The sequence below is a fragment of the Bradyrhizobium sp. USDA 223 genome (assembly GCF_044909005.1).
In the GTDB taxonomy this organism is placed as follows: domain Bacteria; phylum Pseudomonadota; class Alphaproteobacteria; order Rhizobiales; family Xanthobacteraceae; genus Bradyrhizobium; species Bradyrhizobium yuanmingense.
This window is the reverse complement of the sequence record NZ_JBIYDR010000001.1, coordinates 2,235,795-2,250,087: the sequence shown is the minus strand read 5'-3', so window position 1 is coordinate 2,250,087 and position 14,293 is coordinate 2,235,795. Positions and strand designations below refer to the sequence as shown.

15 protein-coding genes and 1 pseudogene are annotated in these 14,293 nt (G+C 62.7%); 7 read left to right on the top strand and 9 right to left on the bottom strand.

Features of this window, described 5'->3' with window-relative positions:
- Window positions 1-28 precede the first annotated feature (28 nt).
- From ABIA40_RS10280 to ABIA40_RS10270, 3 genes are read right to left on the bottom strand one after another with little or no spacing between them, the layout of a single operon-like run.
- The gene (locus ABIA40_RS10280) at window positions 29-1,423 is read right to left on the bottom strand and encodes a hypothetical protein (protein WP_404540908.1); all 1,395 of its coding nucleotides are present in this window, start codon (window positions 1,421-1,423) and stop codon (window positions 29-31) included.
- Window positions 1,424-1,427: 4 nt separating this feature from the next.
- Window positions 1,428-2,408: a DUF6384 family protein gene (locus tag ABIA40_RS10275; protein ID WP_271537696.1), complete on the bottom strand. Its 981-nt coding sequence runs from the start codon at window positions 2,406-2,408 to the stop codon at window positions 1,428-1,430.
- Window positions 2,401-3,579 (bottom strand): cell surface protein, encoded by a 1,179-nt coding sequence (locus ABIA40_RS10270; RefSeq protein ID WP_157283605.1) that lies wholly within the window; start codon window positions 3,577-3,579, stop codon window positions 2,401-2,403. Before ABIA40_RS10270 ends, ABIA40_RS10275 begins: the two co-directional genes overlap by 8 nt.
- 184 nt (window positions 3,580-3,763) lie before the next feature.
- Between ABIA40_RS10270 and ABIA40_RS10265 the strand changes: the two are divergent.
- Both ABIA40_RS10265 and ABIA40_RS10260 read left to right on the top strand, forming a co-directional pair.
- Window positions 3,764-4,270, top strand: a pseudogene (locus ABIA40_RS10265) (SDR family NAD(P)-dependent oxidoreductase); the annotation flags it as partial.
- Window positions 4,271-4,401: 131 nt separating this feature from the next.
- The gene (locus tag ABIA40_RS10260; RefSeq protein ID WP_225124099.1) at window positions 4,402-4,719 is read left to right on the top strand and encodes a hypothetical protein; all 318 of its coding nucleotides are present in this window, start codon (window positions 4,402-4,404) and stop codon (window positions 4,717-4,719) included.
- Between the two features lie 298 nt (window positions 4,720-5,017).
- On the opposite strand, the gene ABIA40_RS10255 is transcribed toward ABIA40_RS10260, so the two are convergent.
- Window positions 5,018-5,680, bottom strand: a complete 663-nt coding sequence (locus ABIA40_RS10255; RefSeq protein WP_275510023.1) for a phytochelatin synthase family protein — start codon at window positions 5,678-5,680, stop codon at window positions 5,018-5,020.
- Between the two features lie 249 nt (window positions 5,681-5,929).
- On the opposite strand from ABIA40_RS10255, the gene ABIA40_RS10250 reads away from it, so the two are divergent.
- From ABIA40_RS10250 to ABIA40_RS10235, 4 genes are all read left to right on the top strand, one after another.
- On the top strand, window positions 5,930-6,145 hold the full coding sequence (locus tag ABIA40_RS10250) for a dodecin family protein (protein ID WP_036010047.1): 216 nt from the start codon (window positions 5,930-5,932) through the stop codon (window positions 6,143-6,145).
- A 156-nt stretch (window positions 6,146-6,301) separates the two neighbouring features.
- Window positions 6,302-6,613 (top strand): hypothetical protein, encoded by a 312-nt coding sequence (locus ABIA40_RS10245; protein WP_036009997.1) that lies wholly within the window; start codon window positions 6,302-6,304, stop codon window positions 6,611-6,613.
- Window positions 6,614-6,763: 150 nt separating this feature from the next.
- Entirely contained in the window at window positions 6,764-6,934 is a 171-nt protein-coding gene (locus ABIA40_RS10240) for a hypothetical protein (RefSeq protein ID WP_193760664.1), read from the top strand.
- 704 nt (window positions 6,935-7,638) lie between these two features.
- A complete protein-coding gene (locus ABIA40_RS10235; protein WP_404540904.1) occupies window positions 7,639-9,174 on the top strand; it encodes a PAS domain S-box protein in 1,536 nt (511 codons plus the stop codon).
- A 114-nt stretch (window positions 9,175-9,288) separates the two neighbouring features.
- On the opposite strand, the gene lpxB is transcribed toward ABIA40_RS10235, so the two are convergent.
- From lpxB to lpxA, 3 genes are read right to left on the bottom strand one after another with little or no spacing between them, the layout of a single operon-like run.
- On the bottom strand, window positions 9,289-10,467 hold the full coding sequence (lpxB, locus tag ABIA40_RS10230) for a lipid-A-disaccharide synthase (protein ID WP_404540902.1): 1,179 nt from the start codon (window positions 10,465-10,467) through the stop codon (window positions 9,289-9,291).
- Window positions 10,467-11,324, bottom strand: a complete 858-nt coding sequence (locus tag ABIA40_RS10225; protein ID WP_404540901.1) for an LpxI family protein — start codon at window positions 11,322-11,324, stop codon at window positions 10,467-10,469. Before ABIA40_RS10225 ends, lpxB begins: the two co-directional genes overlap by 1 nt.
- A 30-nt stretch (window positions 11,325-11,354) precedes the next feature.
- A complete protein-coding gene (gene lpxA, locus ABIA40_RS10220; protein ID WP_404540900.1) occupies window positions 11,355-12,146 on the bottom strand; it encodes an acyl-ACP--UDP-N-acetylglucosamine O-acyltransferase in 792 nt (263 codons plus the stop codon).
- Between the two features lie 176 nt (window positions 12,147-12,322).
- Between lpxA and ABIA40_RS10215 the strand changes: the two genes are divergently transcribed.
- Window positions 12,323-12,643, top strand: a complete 321-nt coding sequence (locus ABIA40_RS10215; RefSeq protein WP_404540898.1) for a KTSC domain-containing protein — start codon at window positions 12,323-12,325, stop codon at window positions 12,641-12,643.
- Window positions 12,644-12,655: 12 nt separating this feature from the next.
- On the opposite strand, the gene fabZ is transcribed toward ABIA40_RS10215, so the two are convergent.
- Window positions 12,656-13,117: a 3-hydroxyacyl-ACP dehydratase FabZ gene (fabZ, locus tag ABIA40_RS10210; RefSeq protein WP_036010015.1), complete on the bottom strand. Its 462-nt coding sequence runs from the start codon at window positions 13,115-13,117 to the stop codon at window positions 12,656-12,658.
- Window positions 13,114-14,181: a UDP-3-O-(3-hydroxymyristoyl)glucosamine N-acyltransferase gene (gene lpxD, locus ABIA40_RS10205; protein WP_275499769.1), complete on the bottom strand. Its 1,068-nt coding sequence runs from the start codon at window positions 14,179-14,181 to the stop codon at window positions 13,114-13,116. Before lpxD ends, fabZ begins: the two co-directional genes overlap by 4 nt.
- Window positions 14,182-14,293 lie beyond the last annotated feature (112 nt).

The window sequence follows — 14,293 nt, the reverse complement described above, 5'->3', positions numbered from 1 at the left end:
GGTGCCCGTTTCGCGCCTTGAAAGATGATCAGAATGATCCGCCCGTCCTGAAGTCGCCGTCCCCAAACGACCCTCCGGTCCCGAAACCATCCGGGGGGGGGATCGGCAACCCTCCGCCAAAGCCCGAGTCCCATGGGCTGGGCCCATGGTGGAAGCCATCACGTAAAACCTGCCCCAGTATCGCACCTCCAACAGCGCCGGTCAGGATACCTCCAAGCACGTTTCCGAGCGATGCCTCATTGCCGAACGTCCCGTAAGGCGTGTCGTAGCCTTGATGCCTTAGTTGCTCCCATTGTTGTTCGACTGTCGCGCGGCGCTGAGCAAGCTCCTTGAGCTTCTTGTGAGTCTCGACTGCCTGGCGAAGCGCTGAATTCATCAACTTATCTGTAGACTGAATGCGGCGCACGATCTCCTCGTCCTTGGGGGTAGGCGTGCGAGTAGCCTCCTCGTAGAGTCTGTGCAGGTCTTCGCGCTGGTCGGCGGCTGCCAGCAGCTCGACCGCATCACGGTAGGGGGCGTCCCCCTCGAGGATCGATGCGTCATAAGTTCGGTCCTGAGCAGCGAGAGCCTCGCGCGCCTTGGCGAGCTGGGCTTCGCGGTGCGTGACGACATCGCGTGCCTTTGCGACTTCAGCTTCAGCGGCCTCGGAACCTGCCTCCACGAGCGCCTTGCGTTCCAAGACCTTCAGGTTGGATCGTTCCTCCTGCAGCTTCGCGATAATCGTCCTGGAGTGGTCCCGCAGCCGCTCAGGGATTTCGTTGAGAAGGGCGTAATTGGCCCGAGCCTGGTCAAACCGGACTACGCCGCTCACCAGCCGGTCCATGTAGCGGGTGAACGGGTTCGCTCGGTAGGCGGCGGTCCCGAACTTCCGACGCCACAGGTACATGAACAGAGGATCGGCTTCGTAGGGACGGCGCTTCTCCTCGCGGTCGGCTTCCGCCTGTATGGCCTTCTTCTCGGCTTGCTGGGCTTGTCCGGCGGCGATCTCGTCAACTCGCGCCCGCACAGAAATCCACTCGGCGTTGGTGCTGATCTTGGCCTCGACGCTCTTACGAATCGTCTCCGCGTCAGCCAAGGCCCGTTGCAGATCATCCAAGGCGGCTTGCCGCTCGGCCTCCGCTTGCCGCACCTGTTGCTCGGCTTCGTGCCGCCGCTCGGTCAATTGCTGCAAGGCTTGCTGACGGCTTTGTAGCAGGCTGATGGCCTCGCGCTCCGCGCTATCCAGTTCGCCGACGACTTGGTTCTGTCTGATTGCGTCGAGCTTCAGCCGTGCGAGCTCGCGGAACGCTTCCGTGCGTTGCAGGCGGAGGCGGCCCACTTCTTCAGTGGCCTTCGTATAGGCTCGCTCAACCTGCGCCTCCTGCTGGCGAGCCTTCTGAATGAACCGTTCGATCTCGGCAAGCGCCTGTCTTCCGGATATCATGGCCTTACCATTGCGTGATCGCCCCGCCAAGAACCGGCAACTTGTAATCCACCTCGAGCTGGCCGCGGTGCTTCTCGCCGAGACTGCTTTGCTGCACGATCCCGTCGTCGTTCTTGTCTCGCTGCACTTGCATGGCCGTCGCCTCGCTCACACGCACGCCCCATTTCGAGACCTCTACGGTGCGGCCGTCCTCTTCGCTCGTCACGGGCAGCTTCAGAACACGCCCGTCGGGCGTGACCGGTTCAACGATCAAATAATAGTTGCGGCTGGTCGGATTGCGTTGCGGGATGCGCCAGACACCAGTCGCCTCGCCTGGTCGTGAAACGATGCGCAGAACATATTCGCGGCGCAGCTCCGTGCGCAGCACGTCGAGATCGTTGACAGCCTGCCGTGCGCCGTCGGCATCGCCGCGGGCAATGGCGGCCTTTCCGTCCGCAAGAAGGCTATCGGCCCTCTCCCGCGCTGCTGGCACCTTCGCCTCCCGCAGAAGGTCCTCATACTTCTGCTCCAAGGCCGCCGGCAGCTTCTCGGCCAGATCGACCCTGGTCCGCTCCGCTTGGGCCTGCTCCTGCGCTGCCCGTCGTTGTGCGGGCTCGACTACGCCGAAATGGTAGGCGCCCCAGCCGAACGCCAGCAGCGCCAGCAAAGACAGTACACGGCGACCGATGCTACCACGATTGACCCAGGCGTGCGCGATCGTGCGGGCGAAGCTGGCAGGAGGCGGAGTGTAGACGAAGCGCTGTTCCTTGAGGGCCTGCACCCCCTCGACCAGGATCCGGTCAGGCACTTCGATACCTTGTCCGCGATAGATCTCGCGCAATCGCTTAAGGAGCTGGGCGTCCCGCTGCTCTTCGCCCAGCTCTCGACTGACGAGATTCTCCTGGTGGCGCAGCGTGTCGACGACGTCCATCGCGAGCATCACGTCATTGAGGCTCGACGGAGCCTTCGATGGCTCCTGCCCGATCGATGCAGCTTGATCAGCCATTGGCCGGCAATGCCTGTCCCTCCGCTACGAGACGAGCGATGCGGCGCTTGCCCTCCTCGACAGCGTCACGGATCTCAGCCGAGTTCCGGGTCGCAAGTTGTCGCATTTCCCCAATGATTTCCTGGGAGCGCTCCTGAAATGTGATCACGGAGTCGACGAGCTTCTTGACCGCATCTGCGCGGATCGTCGGGCCATAGCCCGCCCTGATCGCCGCTTCTCCGACCTGATCGCCAATTTCGGCGAGCACTTCGAGACTGCGGGACACGCCCTCCTTCATTTCATTCAGGGTCTGTGTCGACTCATTGAGGCCGAACATGCCCGTGAACGAGGCTTTCAGAGCCGTGAAGACGGAATCGTTGGTCGAGAAGAAGGTTACGGCTTGCGCGTAGACGCGCTCCTTGGCGTTGGTCATCTGCATCAGCCGCGCCATGACGACCTCAGAGGTGTTGTAGCCAATCGTCAGGTTGTCCGAGAGGTCCTTGGCGATCTGGTAGCGTTTCTCCTCGTCCTGGGTGCGCCGAAGTTGCTCGTCCCGGGCAAGTTCGAGCCGCGCGCGTTCAGAGACCTCCTGTCCTGTGAAGTTGGCCACGGCATCGGACGCCTTCTGCAACTCGGCTTGAGCGCCCTCCAGCCTCTGCTCGGCGATCTTGAGCACCTCCAACGCCATGACCTCGGCATGTTTGAGCGCGCCGCGGAAGTCGCGGTAGGCGTCGAGGATGACTTGCTCGCGCTGGATCTGGTCCTTCGTTGAGCGTGTGACGTCCAGATAAACTTGCCTGATCTCATCGAAGCGATCGGCCACATCTCCGCGAGACAGCTTCATCCAGACGTTGTTGATGCGTTCGAAAAGATCGATCTTCTGGTCTTCCAGCTGGTCGACCATTTTCTTGGTGTCGTCGCGAATGGAGTTGAAGGATTCGGTGATCTGACGGTAACGTTCGCCGATCTCCATCGCCTGAACCTGCTCGCGGACGACCTCGTTGAAGACGCTGGTCTGGCCCAGAGTGCGAGCGATGATGACGATCCGATCCTCATCGAGAGTGGTAATTTTCTCCAGCAACCCGGCAATTGGAGCCTCTATGGCCTGGGGCGGCGCAATTCCGATTGCCTGCAAAGCCCGGGTCGCTCTGTCAAGGTACTGCATGGGCGACGTTGCTACGACGTCAGACATTGGCGCCTCGCTTGGAGTTCTTTGATAGGGTTCCTGAACGCTCTCCTGGAATCGACGCTTACGGCACGGAAAGCGCCTCCCTGAAGAATTGCATCCCAATTGCGTGCCGGTCGTCTTGGTTCCAATGGGCCGCCTGACAGCTGTGGCGCCATCGTGGAACGATGCGTTCGCCGCGCCCCACGAAGGCTCTCGTGGCTCACTCGTCAACAACGCCGCCAACGATCAGCGTCAGGTTCTCGCCGAGGTGACGCCGGCCGAGTTCGACTGGATGATCGGCGTCAATCTCAAGCACGTCTTCTTCGCGGCGCAAGCGGTGGTTCCGCAGATGCAGGCGCGCGGCGGCGGCTCGATCATCAACATGTCCTCGATCGCCTGGATGCGCGGCGCGCCGGCGCTGCCGGTCTATGCCGCGGCGAAAGCGGCGATCGTCGGCTTCACCAACTCGCTGGCGCGCTCCGTCGGCCCCGACCGCATTCGCGTCAACGCGATCGCGCCGGGCATGGTGATCACCGAGCGCCAGCGCAGGCTGTGGTATCCGGACGATCGGGTCATCGCCGAGATACGCTCGCGCCAGGCGGTGCCCGATGCGGTAACGCCCGAAGACATTGCCAATATGGCACTGTTCCTCGCCTCCGACGAAAGCCAGCGCATCACCAGCCAGTGTTTCAGGGTCGATGGCGGACTCGCCTAGGCTTGGTGCGCATAAGACCGTTCGAGTGCCCTTTGCTTAGTCCTACGTGACGTTCGACAATAGTGGTTGGAACTAGGAAACCTTGGGAGGTTCGCGCGTTTAGGGGCCGGAGCAAGCCGTGGAGGAGAAGCATGCGAACAGCAATTCTCGCATTGATTGTAGTTGCCGGAAGCGCAATGACCTTCCAAGCAACGGCCCAACAGCAAAAGGCCGCACCCAGTGAGCAAACCAAGGAGGAGATGAAGCGCGACGTGGACCGGGAGCTCAAGGCCGGCCAGCCCAACGAGCAGATGCAGCGCGATGCGGACAAAGGGATCAAGACCCGCAACTCCGGAGAGTCCGGATACGTGGCCGATCAGGACAAGCCGGCCGCTTCGGCGCATCCTCCGGGCCGGCCGGGAAGTGAGCAGACCACGGGTTCGGGTAGCCAGACCGGCACTCCGAAATAGAACACTCGGCCTGCGCTGCGTCTACGGCGAGTTGCGCGGGCGCCGGAAGTGGCCAGTTCACGGGCCGCATGCGGTCCCGGGTTAGCGTGTCGTCCGCTTGGTTGCCGCCCAAATGTCCTCCCGGGGTCAGTATGTCGCGCTCAGCGAGACCCCGGCGGCAAGTGGCGGCCGTCATAGGGCACACAAGCGCCGGTCGAGGCCAAGACGGTCCCCCGCGTTCTGTCCACCGCCGATAGACGACATCCCAACTGCCTCAAATGATCGGGCTAAGGGTCACGAGGCGACATGGAGCGGGATGTTACTCTATGAACAGCAGTCCCCTCTTCTTATCGCCGTCAAACGTATTTACAGCGTCGAACAGCCGCTTCCGTTCGACTAGCCACGGCTGGAAATCGAAATTGACATCGAGCACGAAAACGAGGTCTTCGGCTTCGAAATAGCCCCCGATTGGGGAATGGTGTCCACTACCAGCACCAAAAATATGCGCGCGATCGAAATTCACGATGTAGCGTCGTCGCGGATCGTTGGAGCGACGGAGATGCTCCAGAAACTGGTTTTCGCTGAGATCGCGCAAGACCGTAACTTTCCGGCTGGTGTTGGACTGGGCGACGTTGGCCAGTTCATCAAGCGTGAGCCCCATGATGCATACGCCTGTCCAGCAACTCCACGTCCCGGCCAGCACCTTGCCTTCCGTCCTTGCCGCCTCGCCAAGGGACCGATACGCATTTGCAACAGCGGCGGGTCCGCAGCGAGAGCCATTTGACTGCCAATCAACGTGTCGTTCAAATGTTGCTGCCACGGGCAGGTGCCACGCACGCTCAATAAGCTCCGGAGTACGTGTGACCGATGACGCTATGGCCTCTGATGGCACGTGCGATTGATTGACCACCAGGGCCCCGGCACACACCAGACTCAGGGCAATCACCAAGCTGCTGATGCTTACGCGGTGCCATCGCTTCATGGATCGGAACCTTGGCGGCAATGACGACTTAGGCGCGCAAAATTATACTGGGAAGCCGGAGAGCGCGAAGGTCCGCGTTCGTCCGGGCTGAAAATGCGAGCGTAATCTCCGACAGGACGACCCGAGTTCTTCTTTGGATCGATGAGAAAAGCGACAGCCAATCGGACCCTTTCCGCGGCACCCCCGAGACGTATCAGCGTCGAGATCCCAGTGCTAGACTTCCTGCTCCTACCGATTAGGAGGACGAACATGCCCGATAGCGTCTACAAGGTCATTGAACTGGTCGGTACCAGCAGCGACTCATGGGAGAAGGCGGCCGCTAACGCAGTCGAGCAAGCTGCTAAATCTCTCCGAGATCTTCGCATTGCAGAGGTCGTCAAGCTCGACATGCAACTGGATGACCAGGGAAAAGTTGAGGCCTATCGCGCCAAGCTCAACGTATCGTTCAAGTTCGAGGGCTCCTGAGCCTCAGCACCTCGCCCCTTCGGGCGAGGACGGCTCATTGGACAGGCGCGTTGCGGTCCGCCAGCCGGACGCTGTGGCCCATCCCGGAAGTTGGCACTAGTCCGAGCGGGACCGAAGTGCTTTGATGCGCAGGAGCGTATGGCGCGTGGTGCCCCCATGTACATGGTCATTCGCAAGTACAGCAAGGTTCGTTCGGTCGCGGACGCCGCTCGTCGCGCCAAGAGCGGCGTTGGTGAGATCCTAAGACAATCGCAGGGATTCAAATCTTACCATGTGCTGGATGCGGGCGACGGTGTCGGTATCGCGGTGATGATATTTGACGACCGCGAAAGCGCCAACGCAGCGAACGCCAAGATACTGGCATTTGTTCAAGCCAGTCTACCCGACCTCGAACTTGGAGTTCCTGAAATCGCTGCCGGCGAGGTTTTGGTAAACATAGAGCCTAATGGATCCTCGGGGATCAAGTAGTCTAGAGTGCTGTCTGTTGCAGGGGCCTGCCGCCCGCTGATCATGCAGTCTACCCGACCCGCATCGCGTTTGCGGCGGTCGCGCCCCGGCACCGGCATATGCCGGCCAAGAATCTGGCGACTGCGCCCATTTTTCGAGGAGCACAATGCCATGAAGCAACACACCTCCGAAGCATTTTCCACCACAGCCAGGAAACTGCTCATACGGATGCGCATCGTGATGCCACCCAGGGATCCCGATGAAGACGAGGAGGACGAAGACGAGGATGAGGAAGATGATGCCGACGAACCGGCGGTCGTGCGCGAGCCGGACGAAGACTAGACTAGCCGGTGTCTGGCAGGCGGCGTTATACTATCTCTCATGGGCTGGGATGCGAAAGACATAGCGCTTCTCAAAAGGCTCTGGTCCGCGGGACAGAGCGCGGCGCAGATTGCGCGCCATCTCGGCTGCAGTCGTAACTGCGGTATGCGGTATGCTGAACCGTCTGGGCCTGAAGCGCGGCCACAAGCCGCCCACAGCGCAGCCCCAGATAAGGCCGGCCCCGAAGCTGAGGCCGTCGTCGGCCTCCTGCGCCCGTCCCATCGCGCGGAGGGTGTCGCCGAGTACAGCAGAGAGGGAGCTGCCAAAGGAATTCAGCCGGCAGCAGCTTTACGCCATTCTGGCTGAGGCGGTCAGAAACACTGGTTAAGAGCTCGCCACGAACCTCCTTGCCCTCCCGTCCATGTCAGGCCCGCCTCGACGGTTCGGAGGTTCATGAGTACGCGCCTTAGCTCGTTCGCCCGCTCTTCCGCCCGCGAGACAAGAAAACAGGGCCCACCTCACACGCATGCGTTGAGGGAACCGGGTTTTAGCTCGCGTTGTTTCGGCTCGGGGTCGTCACAGCCACGTCGCTATAGAGAAGCCCTGTATACGGAAGTATAGTCGCCAAAGGCATATTCCCGATCGATCTTGACCGACTCCGGGGGGATGCGATCCGGCACGAGAAATCTGTCGATTGATCCATCACGCGTAAGCAAGAGATGATCATGCAACATGCGATTGAAGTGCCCTCGGTCGCGCTCGACTCGAATGAATGCAAGCGCCCCGAGGAGGCACTGCGCGAGAGCGAGGAGCGCTTTCGCACGCTGGTGCAATTCTCCTTCGACGTGTACTGGGAAACGGACGCGGAGCATCGCTTCATCCGCCAGGAGTTCGCCGAGACGCTTCCCGAGCCGCCGGTCTCCGAGATCGGCAGGACTCGATGGGAGGTCCCGTATCTAGAGCCTGACGCAGATGGCTGGCGCAAGCACCGGGAGATACTCGACGCTCACCTCCCGTTTCGCGATTTCGAGCTCGCGCGGCCGATGCCCGACGGCGGCAAGCGCTATATTTCCGTCTCTGGGCTGCCCATCTTTGACAAGACAGGGAACTTCGTGGGTTACCGAGGTGTGGGGCGCCACATCACGGAGCGCAAGCGCGCCGAACAGGCGCTGATCGAGAGCGAGGCCCGTTTCCGTACTTTCGTGGACCACGCGACCGATACGTTCATGCTGCACAGTGAAGATGGTCGCGTTCTCGATGTGAATCGGAATGCCTGCGAAAGTTTCGGCTACAGCCGGACCGAACTGGTTGGGGCAACTGCAGCCTTGTTCGATCTGGAGATGGATGAAGCGACTTGGCGTCGCAACCGCGAGCGTCTCAAGGCCGGCGGCATCGCTACGCTCGAGAGGCGCTATTGCCGAAAGGATGGTACTGTGTTTCCCGTCGAAGTTCGTATGCGCGAGTTCTGCGAAGTCGGACAGTCACGAATCATTTGTCTGAGCCGCGACATCACCGAACGCAAGCGAGCCGCCGAGACGTTCCGCGAGATGCAGGCTGAACTAACACACGCCAATCGCGCGGCGGCAATGGGCCAGGTCACGGCGTCGGTGACACACGAATTAAGCCAACCAATCACCGCGGTGCTCTGCAACGCAGAGGCCGCACTGAACTGGCTAGGAACACAATCTCCGAATTTCGAAAAGGCACAGCAGGCGCTCGTATCCATCGTCACAGAAGCCAAGCGAGGCGGCGAGATCATCAGTTGGATCCGTTCCTTGATCAAGAAAGCTCCGGCGCCGAAGGAGAGCGTCGATGTCAATAGTGCAATCCTGGACGTGATCACCATCGCCCGTAGCGAGCTGCTCAAACATGATGTCTCGATCCAGACCGACCTCGCTCCGGGCTTGCCGCTCGTGAAGGGCTATCGCGTTCAGCTGCAACAGGTGGTTCTCAATTTGATCCTCAACGCGATCGAGGCAATGAACTGTGTCGACGTTGGCGGACGAGAGCTGAGGATCAGAACGGCTGCAGATGCTTCAAATCTCGTTGTTGTCGCCGTACGGGATACCGGACCTGGGCTTGACGTCGCAATCGTTGACCGCCTGTTCGAGCCCTTCTACACAACCAAGCCGGACGGGACCGGCATGGGCTTGTCGATTTGCCAATCGATCATCGAGGCGCACGGAGGACGACTTTGGACTGGTGCGAATGAACCACGGGGGGCCGTGTTTCACTTTAGTCTGCCTTCGCAACAGGGGTGATCCACGTCGCTTTAGCGTAACTCACGCCTTCGCTGTTGCGTTTCCTGGCGTCGGTCTTTGAAGGGCCGCTCACGCTTTGGAGGGGGCGGCTCAAGCAGACTTTTATGAAACACCCTAGCTCGTTCGCCGGCCCTGGCGCATCGTTGCGAGCACGATGTCGGCGGCGAGCACGCTCGGCGATGTGTTGCCGGTCGACATGATCTGATCGAGCCTGGCGAAGGCCTCGACCTGCTGCCGGCGCAGCGGAGACTCCGTCAGCACGTCCCGAAGCGCCGGCGCCAGCTTCCCCGGCGTGCATTCCTCCTGCAAATACTCGGGAATGACATCCTTGCCGATCACGAGATTGGCAAGGATCACCGAGGAGACACGGATCGCGCGTCGCAGGATGAACGCCTCGATCGCGCCGACGCGATAGGCCGTCACCATCGGAATGCCCGACAGCGCGAGCTCGAGCGTCACCGTGCCGGATTTCGCCAGCGCGGCGTGAGCGATGCGGAAAGCCGCACGCCGCTCGTTCTCGCCGATCACGATCTGAGGCTTGACCGGCCAGCTCGCGATGCCTTCGCGGATGGTGGCTTCGAGATGCGGCATGGTCGGCAGCATCAGTTCGAACGCACAGCCCTCACCCCTTAAGCGGCCGAGCGTTGCGCCGAACACGTCGAGATGATGCCCCACCTCGCTGCGGCGGCTGCCGGGCAGCACCAGCAGCACCGGCGGCTCACTGTCGCGGCGCGCCTGCTCCTCCGCACTCGGCCGCAGCGAGCCCAATTGCTCGATCAGGGGATGGCCGACATAGCTGCAGGGCGGCCCGCCGAGCTTGCGGTATTCCTCGGGCTCGAACGGCAGCAGGCCGAGCACGTGGTCGACATAGCCGAGCATGGTCCGCGCCCGTCCTGGCCGCCATGCCCAGAGCTGCGGCGAGACGTAGTCGACGATTGGGATCGCGGGATTGCGCGCGCGCACGCGGCGGGCGACGCGATGGGTGAAGTCGGGGCTGTCGATGATGACGAGCACGTCGGGCGCGGCCTCGGTCACTGCGTCGGCAGTCTGCCGGATCAACCGCAGGATCTTCGGCAATTGCTGCACCACCGCGGCAAACCCGACGATCGACAGCTCCTCGATCGGAAACAGCGATTCCAGGCCCTCGCGCGCCATGGTGCGGCCGCCGACGCCGACGAACTGCACGCCGTCGCCGAGACGCTGGCGCAGCACCTTCATCAAGGCGCTGCCGAGCCTGTCGCCGGATTCCTCCGTCGCGATCAGGAAGATCTTGCGCTTGGGATCACGCGACATCACGCGGGCAGGCCGATGACGAAGAGATATTTGGCATCGGCAAGAGCGATCATCGCCTGCGGCTCGGCGGCGATGGTGTTGCCCGCGATGACGGCGATGCCGGCAAGGCCGGCGGCCGCGACGCCCTCGATGGTGCGCGGGCCGATCGTCGGCAGGTCGAAGCGCAGGTCCTGGCCGCTCTTCGGCGCCTTCACCAGCACGCCGCGTCCGGTAGCGGCGCGGATGCGGCCCTCCTCGCGCAGCCGCGCGACGCGGGCGAGCAGCGCGTCGGTGCCCTCGATGTCCTCGACCGCCACCACGTGGCCATCGATCACGACCACGGCTTGGCCGATGTCGAACGGGCCGAGTGCGGTCAGCACCGCCCGGCCGCGCGCGATGTCGGCCTTGCTGGCATCGCTCGGCCAGGCGCGGCTGATGCAGCCCTCGGGCATCAGGAGATCCGGCGCGACGTCCTTGATGCCGACCATCCGGAAGCCGTCCTGCTCGAGGATGCGGCCGACACCCGACAGCAGATGATCGTCGCCGCCGCGGAAGGCGCGGATGACGTTGCCGAGCAGGCGCAGCGTCGTGAAGTCGAACCGGATCTCGGACAGCGAAGGCCGCACCAATGTGCCGATGAAGATCAGGTCGCGGCAGCCCTCCTCGCGGAACAGCCGCATCGCGCGTCCGAGCTGGCCGACCGAGATCCAGCGATGCCGGTACTTCTCCACCCGCTGGGGATCGCAGGCCCCGCGCAGCGGAAACAGCACCGGCGTGATGCCGTGTGCGGCGAGCGACTCGGCGACCGCGAACGGCATGGCGCCGCCGCCGGCGACGATGCCGACCGGTGACGAAACCTGCAAAGCCGCCGATGTCATGCCCGCGGCCATCCCAAGGTCACTCCAAGATCACTTCGCGATGGCGGGAAGACAGAGCGGGCGCTTGCCCTTGCCGATGAAGTCGAGGATTTCGGCAATCGCGGGGTCCTCGCCCGCGAGCGGCCGCGCCGCCTCCAGCCGCTCGGCGAAGGTGCCGGCGCCATGGAATAGCTTCTGGTAGAACGCACGCACGGTGGCAAGCCGCTGCTTGGTGAACTTGCGACGCTTCATGCCGATCAGATTGAGGCCTTCGAGCACGGCATATTGGCCGTTGACGAGACCGAACGGAATGATGTCGTCGCGCACGCCACACACGCCGCCGACCATGACCTGCGGTCCGATGCGGGTGAACTGATGCACGGCGGACAGCCCGCCGATGAAGACGAAGTCGCCGATCTCACAATGGCCGCCGAGCGTTGCCGAGGTCGCGAAGATCACGTCGTTGCCGACATGGCAGTCGTGGCCGACGTGGCTGCAGTTCATGAAATAGCCGCGGTCGCCAACCGAGGTGACGCCCCCGCCAGCGACGGTACCCGCGTTCATGGTGACGGATTCGCGGATGGTGCAGCCCGAGCCGATCCTGAGCTGTGTCAGCTCGCCACGATAGCTGAGCGATTGCGGCGGCGTGCCCAGCGAAGCGAACGGATAGATGGTGCAGCCATCGCCGATCGTGGTTTGCGCCGTGATGTGCACGTGCCCGATCAGCTTGCAGTTCACGCCGATGACGACGTTCGGGCCGATGATGCAATAGGGTCCGATCTCGGTGCCCTCGCCGATCACGGCGCCGTCCGCGATCCGCGCGGTGGGATCAATCTTGCTCATCAAGCCAATCTTACTCGTCAAGAAGGTCGGGTTATGTATTGAAGTCGCTCGGTTTTCGGCTGGTTAGCGCGACTATGCCCGATCTGTCCAGTGACGTATCATCTCGCCGTGTTTCAAGTGCCGGATGAGGCGGCCTTCCCGTCCCGTCGTCAGGTTCATGTGGAGCTTCAACGATCGTGGTCAGGGCCCTGATCCTTCTGCTGGCGCAGCTCGCGGATACTCCGATCGTGTCGGAGGCGGTCGAGACCGGCGAACACCGCCTGGTCGATCTCCAGACATTCGAGTGCCGGGACATCACCCGCAGCACGGTGCTTCAGCGGGTCTGTTACGATCGCGCGCAGCAGGACCTGATCGTCGCGAGCAACGGCGCCTATCACCGCTATTGCGGCGTGACGTCCGACACCGTCGAGCGCCTCCTCGGCGCGCCCTCCATGGGCCAGTTCTTCAACCGGACTATCAGGCGGGAGGCGGCCGGCAGCCGCTACGATTGCACCTGAGCCCAGTGCCGCTCAATCGGTCAACATGGCGCCGACGTCGGCTTCGGCGACGACCTGACCGTTGACCTTTGCATCGCCGTGAAACCACCACATGGTCTTGCGGCGGCCGAGCGAGCGCATGTGATACTCGATCGTATCGCCCGGCAGCACCGGCTTGCGAAACTTGCACTTGTCGATGGTGAGGAAATAGACCGCCCGCGGCTTCTCGGTGCCCTCGACCGACTTGATGCCGATCACGCCCGCGGTCTGCGCCATCGCCTCGATCATCATGACGCCGGGATAGACCGGACGCTCGGGGAAATGCCCCTGGAACGCCGGCTCGTTGAAGGTGACGTTCTTGATGCCGATGCCGCTGTAATCGGCGCGGATGTTGATCACGCGGTCGATCAGCAGCATCGGAAAGCGGTGCGGCAGTGTCTGGAGGATCGCGTTGATGTCCACCAGCTCGAACTTAACAGGTGATTCCGCCGTCATTCCCGTCCCTCGTCCTTCGGATCGGCCTTACTGTCGCGTACCAGCCGCTCCACCGCGATGATCTCCTTGAACCATTGCTTGGTCGGCTTGGCGAAGTGCCCGCCCCAGCGGCCGCCCGGCGGGATGTCGTCCTTGACCGCGCTCATCGCCGTCACCTGCGCCCCGTCGCCGATCTTGAGGTGATTGTTGATGCCAACCTTCGCTCCGAGCGCCACGTTGTCGCCGATGGTCAGGCTGCCGGCGAGGCCGATCTGCGCCGCGAGCAGGCAGTGCCGGCCGATCGTCACATTGTGGCCGATCTGGACCTGATTGTCGATTTTGGTCCCCTCGCCGATCACGGTGTCACGCAAGGACCCCCGGTCGATCGTGGTGTTGGCCCCGACCTCGACGTCGTTCTGAATCAGCACGCGCCCGGTCTGCGGCACCTTCAGATGGCCCTCCGGGCCGAAGAAGATGAAGCCGTAGCCGTCCTGGCCGATCGAGCAGCCGGGATGGATCAGCACGTTGTTGCCGATCAGGGCGCACTGGATCGCAGTCCGGGCGCCAACATTGCAATCCCGGCCGATCTTGACGCCGGGACCGATCACCGCCCCGACGCCGATCACGGTGCCGCTGCCGATCTCGACGTCCGGGCCGATCACAGCCAGGGGGTCGACGACCACACCGTCCTCGAGCCGGGCCGTGGGATCGATGATGGCCGATGGCGCGATACCGTCGTTGCCGACCCAGGATTGCGGCCGCAGCGCGTCGGCGTGCCATTCCCGCGCGATCCGGACGAAGGCGCGGAATGGCTGCGCCACCCGCAGCACGGCCACATGTTCGGGCACCTCGGCCTCGAAGCGCGGACTGACCAGACAGGCCCCCGCCTTGGTCGCCCTGAGCTGATCGGCGTATTTGAGGTTGTCGAAGAACGCCAGATGCATCGGGCCCGCTTCGTCGAGCGAAGCAAGGCCCGTGATGACGTGGCCGCCCCTCGCGGGATCGACCAGCTGCGCCTTGGTCAGCGTGGCGATGTCGGCCAACGCTGCGGCAGGCGGCTTTGTGAAGAAGGTCGGCTGCGCCATTCCACCCCGTCGCGGTCCGGCTTCGGCATGAAGCGGTCAGGCCGCATCATGCCTCATGTCTTGGATCGGCACGATCCCTTTCGGAAACCGGCTCCGGTGATCCGGATCGTGC

Coding starts and splice junctions, on each gene's coding strand:
- ABIA40_RS10280 (WP_404540908.1), bottom strand. CDS start 1,423: ATGATATCCGGAAGACAGGCGCTTGCCGAGATCGAACGGTTCATTCAG.
- ABIA40_RS10275 (WP_271537696.1), bottom strand. CDS start 2,408: ATGGCTGATCAAGCTGCATCGATCGGGCAGGAGCCATCGAAGGCTCCG.
- ABIA40_RS10270 (WP_157283605.1), bottom strand. CDS start 3,579: ATGTCTGACGTCGTAGCAACGTCGCCCATGCAGTACCTTGACAGAGCG.
- ABIA40_RS10260 (WP_225124099.1), top strand. CDS start 4,402: ATGCGAACAGCAATTCTCGCATTGATTGTAGTTGCCGGAAGCGCAATG.
- ABIA40_RS10255 (WP_275510023.1), bottom strand. CDS start 5,680: ATGAAGCGATGGCACCGCGTAAGCATCAGCAGCTTGGTGATTGCCCTG.
- ABIA40_RS10250 (WP_036010047.1), top strand. CDS start 5,930: ATGCCCGATAGCGTCTACAAGGTCATTGAACTGGTCGGTACCAGCAGC.
- ABIA40_RS10245 (WP_036009997.1), top strand. CDS start 6,302: ATGTACATGGTCATTCGCAAGTACAGCAAGGTTCGTTCGGTCGCGGAC.
- ABIA40_RS10240 (WP_193760664.1), top strand. CDS start 6,764: ATGAAGCAACACACCTCCGAAGCATTTTCCACCACAGCCAGGAAACTG.
- ABIA40_RS10235 (WP_404540904.1), top strand. CDS start 7,639: ATGCAACATGCGATTGAAGTGCCCTCGGTCGCGCTCGACTCGAATGAA.
- lpxB (WP_404540902.1), bottom strand. CDS start 10,467: ATGTCGCGTGATCCCAAGCGCAAGATCTTCCTGATCGCGACGGAGGAA.
- ABIA40_RS10225 (WP_404540901.1), bottom strand. CDS start 11,324: ATGACATCGGCGGCTTTGCAGGTTTCGTCACCGGTCGGCATCGTCGCC.
- lpxA (WP_404540900.1), bottom strand. CDS start 12,146: ATGAGCAAGATTGATCCCACCGCGCGGATCGCGGACGGCGCCGTGATC.
- fabZ (WP_036010015.1), bottom strand. CDS start 13,117: ATGACGGCGGAATCACCTGTTAAGTTCGAGCTGGTGGACATCAACGCG.
- lpxD (WP_275499769.1), bottom strand. CDS start 14,181: ATGGCGCAGCCGACCTTCTTCACAAAGCCGCCTGCCGCAGCGTTGGCC.